Source organism: Paenibacillus methanolicus, assembly GCF_008124765.1.
GTDB classification, from domain to species: Bacteria; Bacillota; Bacilli; order Paenibacillales; family Paenibacillaceae; genus Paenibacillus_Z; species Paenibacillus_Z methanolicus.
The window spans coordinates 419,809-431,815 of sequence record NZ_VNHS01000006.1 but is presented as its reverse complement, the minus strand read 5'-3'; the positions used below and the strand labels follow the sequence as shown (position 1 = coordinate 431,815).

Here is a 12,007-nt window from a genome sequence, read left to right as displayed (position 1 = left end):
TATATAGAGACAGAAAATAAAGTAAGAGGAGAGAGAACCAGCATGAGCGAAAAAGAACTATTCGACGTGACGATTATCGGGGGAGGACCCGCGGGGCTGTTCGCCTCTTTCTATAGCGGCTTGCGCGAGATGAAGACGAAGATCATCGAGTTCCAGTCGTATCTGGGCGGCAAGGTGCATGTGTATCCGGAGAAAATGATTTGGGATGTCGGCGGCTTGACGCCGGTTACCGGCGAACGGCTCATCGAGCAGCTGGTCGCGCAAGGTACGACGTTCGATCCGACCCTGGCGCTGGGCGAGAAAGTCACCTCCATCGCCAAAGGGGAGGACGGCCATTTCGTGCTGCATACGTCTTCGGGCGCCGAACATTACACCCGCACGGTCATTCTGGCGATCGGCTATGGCATTCTGAAGCCAACGAAGCTGAATCTGGAGGGCGCGGAACGATACGAAGTCGGCAACTTGCATTACACGGTCAAATCGCTGGCCCGCTTCAAAGGCAAGACGGTGCTCATCTCGGGCGGCGGCCATACGGCGATCGATTGGGCCAACGAGCTGGCTCCATTCGCCAAGCAGGTATATCTGACGTATCGGAAAGACACGTTGAAGGGACATGAGGCGGAAGTGTCGAAGCTGATGGATAACGGCGTCGGCGTTCTGCTGAACACCGAGATCGAGAGCCTCATCGCGCAGCCGGGCGAGGAGGCGATCGACCGGGTTCTATTGCGCAGCAACGACGACGGCAACAAAGTCGAGCTGAAAGTCGACGAAGTCATCATCAGCCATGGCTACGACCGCGACCGGGACTTGCTGGTGAACAGCGAGATCCGCATCGAGATGCAAGGCGAGTGGAACATCGCCGGCACGCCGATGAGCGAGACGTCGGTGCCGGGCATCTTCGCGGCAGGCGACCTGCTGCACCATCCCGGCAAGCTGCATCTCATCGCAGGCGCGTTCCAGGACGCGGCGAACGCGGTCAACAAGGCGAAGCAATACATAGCGCCCGATGCTGAATCCTACGGCATGGTATCCTCGCATAACGATCGATTCCTGGAGCGCAACCGCGAGTTGAAGAAGCAGCTCTTCTCCTGATTGTTACCGGCTCTAGATGAGCTGCATATTAATGAAGAAATCCAACAGACAGCGTCACGGCTACTCAACCGTGACGCCATTTTGTTTGGATCAGAACAGGATCATCGCCAGATTGACGACAACGGTCAGCGTTAAGCTGCTAAGAAGCATGGACACCAGCACCGCCTGCGCGGCGAATCCGGGCTCGTTGCCGTATTCCAGCGCGAGAGCGGCGCTATTCCCCGAAGTCGGGATGGCGCTGGCAATGAACAACGCTTGCGCGGTAACGCCGCGAAGATCAAGCATCAGAATGATCAAGTAGGCGCAGATGGGCGAGAGGATCAGTCGCACGAAGCTGCTGAGCAGGACAACCGATGTGTTGTGCTGCAGCCGGGAAGAGGCGATCTGAGCCCCTATGGAGACGAGCGCAAAGGCGAACATGCCGGATGAGATTTGATCGAGCGGAAGCAGAATCGGCTCCGGGATACGGATTTGGCACAGCTGCAAGATCGTGCCGCCCGCTATCGCGTACAGGACCGGCATTTTGGCGAATTGGACGATAGATTGTTTCAATCCCGAGGTCGCCTTGCTCGCGTTAAGCACGCCATACGTGAACGTCGCGAAGAGCTCGAAGACGACGACGATGACTTGGATCGACATGGCGAAGGCGTCATGCTTGAAGGCCAGCGCGTTGATCGGTATGCCCACATTGCCGTTGTTCGTCAAGGAGATGCTGTTCGAGAAGCTGGCGGCTAACGGCCTGGAATAGCCCATGATACGGCTTATCGCGTAACCGATCATGACGATGACGACGAATTGGATCAGCAGAAATCCGGCGACGGACGCGATCAGCTTTGTCGATAGATCGGTTTCGTATATTTTCACGAAGGCTAGAGCAGGTACGTAGTAGTTGATAATGAGCTTGGAAAAACTGTTCAGATCGAACGTGAACCGTCGGTGCAGCAGGGCGCCAATGGCAATGGGAATGAGGATAGGAAGCATAATCGAGTAGAACGTGTTCAGAATGGACATGGTTCGCACTCCGTTCGGGAATAAGATCAGTCGAGCTCAATCGTTGCGCCAGGCGATAACGCCGTGCCGGCAATGCCGATACGGGCCAAGTTTTCGATGAAGCGATCGCCGTCCTGCTCGATAATCGGGAAAGTACCGTAATGAATAGGAACGATTAGACGGGCTTGAAGCCAAGCGGCGGCTTGCAGCGCCTCCGCCGGTCCCATCGTAAACCGGCCCCCGATCGGAAGGAACGCGACATCGATATCGAACCGTCGGCCAATCCATTGCATATCGCCGAACAAACCCGTATCCCCGGCGTGATAGATCGTCTTGCCTTCCATTTCAATCACGAATCCGACAGGGACGCCCGCGTAAAGCCGCTGCCCGTCCGATGTCCGTACGGAAGAGGTATGAAGCGCTTGGGTCAGATGTACGCGCCCGAACTCGAATGACCATTCGCCGCCCACGTGCATGGTTTCCGTTTTGAAGCTTTGTGCAGCGAAGTATTCTGCCAGCTCCTCTACCGCGATGATCGTCGCATCGTTGCGTTTTGCCACGGATACCGCATCGGTGATATGATCGTCATGACCATGCGTAAGCAAAATATACTGGGCGAGAATGTCTTTCGCCTTCACGCCCGCGGGATTGGCATCTAGATACGGATCGATGAGAATGGAATGCGAACGGCTCGTCAACTGTACGCAAGAATGGCCGTGGAATGTAATTTGCATATTGAACACTCCTTTTATAACTATTTTATTTACGTTCGTTTTGTTTTATATTATAAATATACAGACGAATTGTCAATGACATCCACCTATATTTTTCCGGGAGGTTATTTGCATTGTTGTCGTTGGAAAAGCAATTGTTATTTCTCGTCTCCTCGGCGGGCGGTATCGACGTCAAAAGACTCGTGGAGATTTATGAAGCGCGCGGGGTAGACCATCAAGTTGTCCGGAACGCGCTGCTTCGCATGAAAAAGGAAGGTTATCTCCGTTCGGGCGAACGTTCGAAGTACCAAATTACGCAGCACGGTCTGGATTTTATCACGACGATAAATCAAAAATCGCTACTTCTGGGAAAATCATGGGACGGGCAGTGGTTGACGGTCATGTTCGAGGTGCCGGAAGCGGAGCGCAAAAAGCGGGATGCCCTGCGCGGCTACCTGCTGCAGCTAGGCTTCGGCGCATTGTACAAAAGCGTCTATATCGCGCCATGGGATTACGCGGAAGAAGTTGTTCGATTCGCCAAGCATTGCGAAATCGAAGATCGGTTGACCTTATTAAGAGGCGCCTTCGTATCGGGGCAGCCACAGCCGCTCACGGTGAACCGGCTATGGCCTACGGATGAGTTGAATGAAGTATATAGAGCGAAGATGGAATGGTTTCGCGCCGCGTTCGCTACAGCGATTGCGCCGTTGTTGCGAGAGCCGGGAGACGGCCTTGCCTTATTCGTCCGCTTCCTGGAACTTGGCGAGCTGTTGGCGGATTTAAGCCTGCGCGACCCGATGCTGCCAGAAGAACTGCTGGATGACAATTGGCTGGGTAGAACGTGCTTTCAAGACATGCAGCAAGGGCTGAGACAGCTGGCGGATGCCATTCCCGCGCAATCGCCTTACCGAAAGTTCGTCCATCGGTTCGTCCAAGATTAGATTCCTAAAAAAGGGGCAACCCCCTTGTCATCTTTGATGACAAGGGGGTTGCCCCTCAACTTAGAACGGATACTGCGCTTCTTCCCACTTCTCGTAGATCGGCTTCAAGTATGGATCGCCGGCCATGTCCTCAAACAGCAGCGGCGGCTTCCGCAGCGTTTTGCGCTTCTTTTGGATCGTGGTCAGCGCTTCGAGCAGCATCGCATCGCGTTCCTCTGCGATCTGCTGCAGTCGCTCCACTGAGGCGTCCGAGGACGCGAACCGGGCGAGCATGCTCTTGAAGTTGGCCACGATCGCATCCAGCGTTTCCACGTCGGCTGCGGTCGATTCCTCGAACCCTTGCTCGACGTTGCGAAGCTCTAGCCCGAACATCGCGTCGTCGATCGGCGTGTCGAACAGCGAGTTGGCATAATTCTCTTCGATCGCCTTGACGATATAACCGGCCATATTCCGAATCGTCTGTCCCGCGCTCATCGCCCGCACGTGGCGTACGTTCTCTTCGATATAGAACGGATGGTACGCCTTCGCGAGCTGGACCGCTTTCTTGCGATGAATGCCGTTCTCCACCAGCAGCTGGAGCAGCGTCTCGGCATCGTAATTGGCGACTTCTTGATCGTTGTTCATATTCTTCGTATTTTTATGAATGCGGAATATAAAGGATTCCACGGATCGTCCGACGCGCTTATGTATATCGTAGGTAAAGAAGATGTCCGTCTTCTCCTCGAGCTCCACCTGGGCGCGGTCGATTAATTCCCGCAGATGCTTCAGCATTTTGTATTTGTCATCCGGTATGTTCAACAGGTGGCGCAGCTCGTTCACCTTAATGATCCGCTCTTTCCGAAACTCCCGTTCCTTCAGTACCTCGTACAGCCGCCAGTTGTATTCGGACTTCAGCTTCAGCACGTTTTTCAGACGGAATTTGGTGTACGCTCGCTTCAAATTACGGAAGAAGGGCGCCAAATCCTCGGAAAGCTTGATCGTGACCCGGCCTTCGCCGTCTTTGTACGTCGCGCTTTGCACCCACGTGATCTTTTGCCGCGTGTTATCGTGCGATAGCTTTAATTGCTTGGACTGCAGCGAATCGATCGCTTTCTCGACCCGTTCGTAAAAGGATTTCCCTTCAACCCCGATCAGATTCGCCAGTTCTTTGATCGAAACGGTATAGGTTTTGAATTCTTCGTCATCGGGCTGCACGAGAGAGACGAGAGAGAAGATCAGCCGGCGCTCCGTAAGATCGAGGTCCTGCTGCGCGTTAATAATCTCCCGCGACTGGTTCACCCAGTAATAATCTTTGATGTCTGCTTCAACCGCTTCCGGCAAATTCAAGGCCAGTTGGCCATCGGCTTCGACTGCCAGCTCCTCTTGGGCAATTGCTTGATCGCTCATTTCGCTACGCTCCTCTACCAATCTACTATATCCGATTTTTTTCGCGGGAGAAATGGAAGAATCAGGCGATTTCCGCGGTGGTTGAGATATGTCCGCAAAAACGGAACGGAGAGACGAGGGAGGAACTCGCCAAAATGCCCAAAAGTAAAGCGCGGAATGGTGACTCGGCCGATAGGGCCACGCGTTATGTCCGCATAAACGGAACCAAAAAAAAATTTCGAATCCCATGTCCGCATGGACGGGGGCTTATGTCCGCAAAAACGGACCGTCCGGACTTGCGTCCGAACGATTGCGATCGCTGCGAAGGGATAAGTTGGCGGATCTGATCCCACGATAAAGGAATACGATAACGATAAGCACGGATTACAGGGGCAGCGGTTCCGTTTTTACGGACATATCTGCTTCATGAAGGCCGAATAAGGCGCGGATGGTTCCGTTTTTGCGGACATTGGAGGAGAAAGAGGGCTAGTCGGGGATGCAATCGTCCCGTTTTTGCGGACATTAGACGTTGGCGGGGGCCCCTTTTGTACGGACATCACCATCACCATTCCGTTTTTACGGACATAAAGAGAACTTTTCGGTCCTTTCGCTAGTTTCGTTCCGTTTTTCAGGACATATAAGTCCGTTTGTACGGACATGACCCCGTCGATGCGGACATAACGTCCCGTTCATCCGGACATTGCATTCCGCGGTTCCGGACATGTGGTTCCGTTTTTACGGACATGTCATTCCCTTTATGCGTACTTTTCGTTCCGTTCGTCCGGACATATCGCGCTCCAATGCCTTGCCTATCGAGGGTTCTACCGACGCATAACAGTATTAATCAAGGTACAAACAATCAAATAAATATTAAAAAGGAGTAACATAGACGAAATTCGTCATGATTTGACGAAATATTCGCTGAAGCTGTGGATAAATCGAATCCTGCAGTCAAAAAAGGAATCGAATCCTGATAGAAACGTCCAAGCTCGCGATGCAAATAGTATACAATCGGTATGCATTATGCGTCCGAGGAAAGCGTGATTCCCTATTCAAAAACGGTTTCGAATCCTGTTCAGCCATGCTACAATAAGTATAGAAGTTAACCGCTTAACCTTTTCGAATCATAATTTGTGGTAACGCTTACAGAAGAGTCGGTGTTTGTCGGGAGGCTGAACATGCTCAAGCTTAACAACTGGTATTTCCGATTGCTCGTTTCGTATTTTCCGATCTTGGTGCTTACCGTCTCGATGATCATTTTCTTGTCGTTCATCGCGGTGAATGAAATATCCCGGTCCGAGACGGCCAAAGCCGATAATATCACGACCGGTTACGTGGTTGACAGCATCGAGAACGCGCTCCATGAGGTCGAGTTCACCGTGCTGAACGAAGCCTCCAAAAATTTGAATTACGCCGCGTATTTGGACGGCTCTAAGGCGACCAATATCAAATATAGCGTCGTTCGCAGCCTGCGCGCCTTAGTCGAAGACAGCGAACTAATCGATTCCATCTATTTATATAGAGAAGCGGACGATACGGTGCTGACGGCTAACGCGCAGTCCGAGCTGGCGGATTTCGGCGATCGGGCATTCGTCGGACAAGCCAAGGCAAACCGGGATTATCAAGGATGGTCGGTTAGCCGGGAATACCGGGAATTCGACCGGTTAGAGCCGGTCCGGGTCATATCCATGTACAAGCAGACGCCTCTTCCGTTCGGCAAAGACGGCATTCTGGTCATGAACGTCGATCTTTACGCGCTCGAGCAAATTATCGGCAGCATGACGAATCGCCAAGTGTCGTTCATGCATATCACCGATGCCGCCAAACAGCGGATATATCCTGCGGCCGACAGCCCTGACGACGTCGGCGGCGGCAATGTGCTCACGACGATCACCTCGAATTCGGTCGGCTGGACGTTCGAAAGCGGCATTCGGGCCGGACGACTGCTCGGCTGGGTATCGGTCGTATCTTATGTATGGGTCATTCTCGCGGTGCTGACGTTTGCGGCGTCGATCATTACGATCATATGGGTTACGCGGCGTAATTATAAACCGATCCAGCTCATGATGAACCGGATTCAATCGTTCCAGATGCGCGGCAGCGACGGGAACGCGGTCGGCATGGACGACTTGACGCTCATCGATCGCGCGCTCGAGAATTTGATCGTGCAGTCGCAAGACTACGAGAAGGAACAGCGCGAGAGCGCGATGCTGCAGCGCAGACAGCTGTTCAACGAGCTCATTAGCGGGCAGCGCGGCGAGCAGACGATTCATCGGATGCGCAAATTGAATCTGCTTCCGGTTACGGGGCGATATTCCGTCATGGTCGCCAGACTGAACGGGTATGAACATTTTCAAACCGAGAATACGGCGAACGAGCAAAACGTGTTGAAATTCGCGCTTGGCAACGTCTTGCAGGAATTAGCCTTGGGCGAAGGATTGCAAGGATGGGGCGAATGGTCGGCGCCCGACCGGATTGCGTTCGTCTTCGCCGTGACCGATCCGGATATCCCAATAGCGGATCAGTTACGCCAAACGGCGAGCGTCGCGCGGCAGTGGGTCGGCGAGCATTTGCGTCTGCCGCTCTCGCTGGGCATCGGGTCGGTCGTCGAGGACTGGAGCCGGATCGGTCAATCCTATCGCGATGCGCTGTCCGGCATGGAATACCAATTTGCGATTGGGCGGGAAGCAATCACCTACAGCGGGGACATTCCCCCGGGACATTCGCGCGGGATGTTCAACCACATGCAGCTGTGCAGCGAATGCGTGCAGCAGTTCCGGTTGACGAACGACGGCTGGCGCGAGACGTACGAAGACTTGTTCCGGCAGTTAGCGACGGACATGCTGAAGGACGAGGATATTCATGCGCTCATGCAGCTGTTCATCCAGACGTTAACCCGCGAGCTGAAAGATTTGTCCGACACGCTCAACGGATGGCTCGAAGGCGACCGCATCGCCGCGTTGACCGCCAGGATGAAGGATGCGTCTTCGCTTATCGAGATGAAGGAATTGCTGCTCGATTATTTGCTCGAGCTGTTCGACGCTTACGTCGCCATGAGCGAAACGAAGAGCTACAAAACGATGATGACCGAGATGCGAGCCTACATCCAGGCCAATTTCGCCGATCCGGATTTGTCGCTGAAGCATTTGAGCGATCGGTTCCAGATTTCCGGCAAATACGCGAGCCATCTGTTCAAGGTCGAGTACGACATGAAGTTCGTCGATTTTCTCGTGCAGCTGCGCATGCAGCAGGCCGAGCGCCTGCTCGCCGATACGGACGAAACGGTCCAGAACATCGCCCTGCAGGTCGGCTACGCCAATTCCATCACCTTCGGCCGCGTATTCAAACGCACGACGGGCGTCACCCCCGGCGAATTCCGAAGACTCAAAATGCGCCCCTCCGCGCAAACTTAGGAGTGCACAACAAAAATGCGGCCGTGAAGCCGCATTTTTTATTTCGGGGCAATTGTAAGGTCTATTGAGTTTGAAGTAGCTTGTAGCCCACGTAAAGCGTGTCCACTAAAGTGGACGTAAGCGAGAATCAGCACGCAGCATGCAACCCATATCAACTTCGAGACCACCACCCGCGGCAAACCGTGTCGAACGAACTTGAAAGGACACATCAACGACGACCGCCTAACGAGTCACGCTCCACAGGCTTAAGTCTTAGCACGGACTTCAACACCTACTGAAGCTTTGTCCGCCAGGACAAAAGCGTGCCAATCTCTTACCGCCCCGCCGACCGCGAACAAACAGGCCAGCACGAAGACGGGAGTTCAGAGGGCAAAGCCCTTTGGAGCCTCCTCGGCGGAGGAGGTGGGAGGAGGGAGCAACAAAAGTTGGTTCAAAAGGGCGGAGCCCTCTTAACCTGACAGCATTGTTAGGAGGGGCGGGGGAGGCGCAGGGAGTTTAGGGAGAATCGGATCGCGGTTAAGCTGGCGAAACCAGTTTATCCCCTCGGATTTCGATCCAAAACGAAAACGGTTTACCTCGGGAAAACGATCGGTATCGCGCTCGAAAACCCTGCAACGACGCGGGTTTGGCGAATCGGTTTGCAACGCCGAAACCGGTTTATTGCAAGCGACTCGAAAACCGTGTCATACTGAGGCCACTTCCCGATCACGGGTTGCCAGCCGTAGTTGAAAGCGTGTTCAATTACCATTCAACAGATCGGCCGCATTCGGCGAATACAGGAAGAAGCGTACATGACGAAAGAGGGGTTAGAACCATGGTAAAAGCGGCAAGAGGAACGATGAAAGCCAGCAAAATACTAGCGGTCACGCTCGGATGTACCATGTTGCTCAGCGCATGCGGCGGCAACGCCAATAACGGAGGCACGAACGCAAACGCGAATGCAGGTGCCAACGAGAACGCAGCAGCAGGGGGCAACAAAGCTTCCGGCAAGCAAGTCACTTTAAAGGTTGAAGTGTTCGACCGGGGCAATTCGCCGGCCGGCTCGACGATCACGAACAATTACTTAACGAAATACGTGCAGGATAACTTCGGCACGCCGAACAACATTAAAGTCGAATTCGTCCCGGTACCGCGTTCGGAAGAGGTGCAGAAGCTGAACGTCCTGATGGCAAGCGGCAGCGACGTGCCGGACATCGTGTTCACCTATGACTCGGGCACATTCTATCGTTACGCGCAGCAAGGCGGTTTGACGGACCTCGGCGAGCTGCTCGAGCAGCACGGTCCGAACCTGAAGCAGTTCCTCGGCGAAGACACGCTCGCGTACGGTCAATATGAAGGCAAGCAATTCGCGCTTCCGGCGAAGCGGGCGCATCTAGGCAAGTACTCCTCGTTCATTCGTCAAGACTGGCTCGACAAGCTCGGCCTCCCAGTTCCAAAGACTACCGACGAGCTGTATACGACGCTGAAAACCTTCAAGGAGAAGGATCCGGGTCAAACGGGCGGCAAGGTCATTCCGCTTGGCATGTCGCTAGCGCCGGCGCAATTCGAACCGCTGCTCTGGTCCTTTATTAAGCCTGTGACGGAGGAGCAGCGTTACACGCTGACTCAACAGCTCGGGTCCAATGATTATCCGATCCTGCTGCCAGGCTTTAAGGACGGTCTGCAATTCATGAACAAGCTCTATAGCGAAGGTTTGATGAGCGCGGACTTTAGCCTCGACGAGGACAAGAAGAAGTTGAACGAAGACGTGACCAAAGGCTTGGTTGGTTTCTTCAGCGAAGACGACATGAACCCGTTCTACGCGGACTTAATGTACGCGACGCTCCAGAAGAACATTCCGGATGCGAAGATCTCCTCGGTTGATGTGTACACGGACTCGGAAGGCAAACATCCGAAGCCGGAATATGCGCCGGTCGGTCTGTACCTCATGATTCCGAAGAGCAGCAAGAACGCGGAAGCAGCGGTCAAATATTTGGATTGGATGGCCTCCGGCGATAACCTGCTGCACATTCAGAACGGCGTGGAAGGCGAGAACTACACGCTCGAGAACGGCATCCCGATGGCGAAAGCCGATGTAACCGACGAGATCAAAAACCGCATCTACAACTGGGGCGACATGGCGATCATCTCGAACGGCAAGCAGCTTGGCGATACGGAGAAAAACGTTGAAGCTTACGTGCTCAACATGCCGGAACAGTACCGCGAAGAGACGCGCAAGGCGCTCTCCGTCTCGAGATCCGATACGATCAAGCCCGTCTTGTTCGACCGTCCGATCGAAGCGCAAGCCAAATACGGCACGGCGCTGCGCGACAAGCTGAATGAAATTATCGTCAAGACGACGATGGCGAAGCCGGATCAATTCGACAGCACGTACGAATCGATGCTGAAGGACTACATGGCAACCGGCGGTCAAGCAATACTCGACGAGCGTAAGAAGGCGTATGAAGAGATGAAGAAATAAGCAAGGAAAGATAACAAGGTGTTCGGGGACGAAGAGGCGCGGGAAGCGCCTTCGTTCCGGGGCATGATCGTCAAGCGGATAGGGGTGGATGACAATGAACTTGGCTGTGTACTTGCGAAGATACTGGCAATTATACGCGCTGCTTATTTTACCGGTCAGCTACTTTATTATTTTCAAATACGGGCCGATGTACGGCATTCTGATCGCATTCAAAGATTTTAACTTCTTCCAAGGCATTAACGGCAGCGAATGGATCGGGTTCGATGCATTCCGGGAAGTATTCGCGATGTCGGACTTCTACAAGACGCTGCGCAACACGCTCATGCTGAATTTCCTGGACTTGCTCGTCTCGTTCCCGGCGCCTCTCTTCCTGGCTATTATGTTGTATGAGCTGAAGATCGTCTGGTTCAAGAAATTATCGCAAACGATTCTGTATATCCCGCATTTCATCTCCTGGGTTATTATTGGCGGGATTGTCTATCAAGTGTTCGGCACGCAATCCGGCATGATTAACAACATCGTCACCTCGTTCGGGTTTGATGCCATTCCGTTCCTGACCGACAAGAATGACTGGCTCATCACGTATTTGGCCGTTGGCGTGTGGCAAAGCGCCGGCTGGGGCACGATTATCTACTTGGCAGCGCTGACCGGCATCAACAAGGAGCTGTTCGAAGCAGCCGATGTAGACGGCGCAAGCCGTTTGCGCAAAATTTGGAACATCACGCTGCCGTCGCTGAAGCCGACGATCGTGACGCTGCTCATCATCAATCTCGGCCATATGATCGCAATCGGATTCGAACGTCCTTACATTATCGGCAATACAGCCGTACGCGACTATTCCGACGTGCTCAGTACCTTCGTGTACCGAATCGGGATCGAATCCGGCCAATATACGCTGGCGACGGTCGTCGGCTTATTCCAAGCGGTTGTCGGACTCGTATTCGTGCTCGGCGCCAACTATACGTCCAAGAAGCTGGCTGACCAGAGCATCATGTAAGCAAATGATGACGATGACCATTAGAAAGGAGCGAT

General features: G+C 53.6%; 8 protein-coding genes. 5 read left to right on the top strand and 3 right to left on the bottom strand.

Annotated elements, in window-relative coordinates:
* Nucleotides 1-42 precede the first annotated feature (42 nt).
* Nucleotides 43-1,092, top strand: a complete 1,050-nt coding sequence (locus BCM02_RS18085) for an NAD(P)/FAD-dependent oxidoreductase (protein ID WP_148930509.1) — start codon at nt 43-45, stop codon at nt 1,090-1,092.
* A gap of 90 nt (nt 1,093-1,182) precedes the next feature.
* On the opposite strand, the gene BCM02_RS18080 is transcribed toward BCM02_RS18085, so the two are convergent.
* Both BCM02_RS18080 and BCM02_RS18075 read right to left on the bottom strand, forming a co-directional pair.
* The gene (locus BCM02_RS18080; RefSeq protein WP_148930508.1) at nt 1,183-2,103 is read right to left on the bottom strand and encodes an AEC family transporter; all 921 of its coding nucleotides are present in this window, start codon (nt 2,101-2,103) and stop codon (nt 1,183-1,185) included.
* 26 nt (nt 2,104-2,129) lie between these two features.
* Nucleotides 2,130-2,816, bottom strand: coding sequence for a metal-dependent hydrolase (locus BCM02_RS18075; protein WP_148930507.1), 687 nt, complete (start codon nt 2,814-2,816; stop codon nt 2,130-2,132).
* A gap of 113 nt (nt 2,817-2,929) precedes the next feature.
* Between BCM02_RS18075 and BCM02_RS18070 the strand changes: the two genes are divergently transcribed.
* Nucleotides 2,930-3,736: a PaaX family transcriptional regulator C-terminal domain-containing protein gene (locus tag BCM02_RS18070; RefSeq protein WP_148930506.1), complete on the top strand. Its 807-nt coding sequence runs from the start codon at nt 2,930-2,932 to the stop codon at nt 3,734-3,736.
* Between the two features lie 60 nt (nt 3,737-3,796).
* Here the strand turns inward: BCM02_RS18070 and BCM02_RS18065 are convergent, their stop codons facing one another.
* Entirely contained in the window at nt 3,797-5,122 is a 1,326-nt protein-coding gene (locus BCM02_RS18065; RefSeq protein ID WP_187434280.1) for a replication initiation protein, read from the bottom strand.
* A gap of 1,157 nt (nt 5,123-6,279) precedes the next feature.
* Between BCM02_RS18065 and BCM02_RS18060 the strand changes: the two genes are divergently transcribed.
* From BCM02_RS18060 to BCM02_RS18050, 3 genes are all read left to right on the top strand, one after another.
* Entirely contained in the window at nt 6,280-8,514 is a 2,235-nt protein-coding gene (locus BCM02_RS18060) for a helix-turn-helix domain-containing protein (protein WP_148930504.1), read from the top strand.
* Between the two features lie 814 nt (nt 8,515-9,328).
* Nucleotides 9,329-10,975, top strand: a complete 1,647-nt coding sequence (locus BCM02_RS18055) for an extracellular solute-binding protein (protein ID WP_148930503.1) — start codon at nt 9,329-9,331, stop codon at nt 10,973-10,975.
* Between the two features lie 94 nt (nt 10,976-11,069).
* A complete protein-coding gene (locus BCM02_RS18050) occupies nt 11,070-11,972 on the top strand; it encodes an ABC transporter permease (protein ID WP_148930502.1) in 903 nt (300 codons plus the stop codon).
* The last annotated feature ends 35 nt before the right edge of the window (nt 11,973-12,007 follow it).

Excerpts from the sequence above, each read along its gene's own strand:
- BCM02_RS18055 (WP_148930503.1), top strand. The coding sequence starts at position 9,329 with ATGGTAAAAGCGGCAAGAGGAACGATGAAAGCCAGCAAAATACTAGCG.
- BCM02_RS18050 (WP_148930502.1), top strand. The coding sequence starts at position 11,070 with ATGAACTTGGCTGTGTACTTGCGAAGATACTGGCAATTATACGCGCTG.
- BCM02_RS18065 (WP_187434280.1), bottom strand. The coding sequence starts at position 5,122 with ATGAGCGATCAAGCAATTGCCCAAGAGGAGCTGGCAGTCGAAGCCGAT.
- BCM02_RS18075 (WP_148930507.1), bottom strand. The coding sequence starts at position 2,816 with ATGCAAATTACATTCCACGGCCATTCTTGCGTACAGTTGACGAGCCGT.
- BCM02_RS18080 (WP_148930508.1), bottom strand. The coding sequence starts at position 2,103 with ATGTCCATTCTGAACACGTTCTACTCGATTATGCTTCCTATCCTCATT.
- BCM02_RS18085 (WP_148930509.1), top strand. The coding sequence starts at position 43 with ATGAGCGAAAAAGAACTATTCGACGTGACGATTATCGGGGGAGGACCC.
- BCM02_RS18060 (WP_148930504.1), top strand. The coding sequence starts at position 6,280 with ATGCTCAAGCTTAACAACTGGTATTTCCGATTGCTCGTTTCGTATTTT.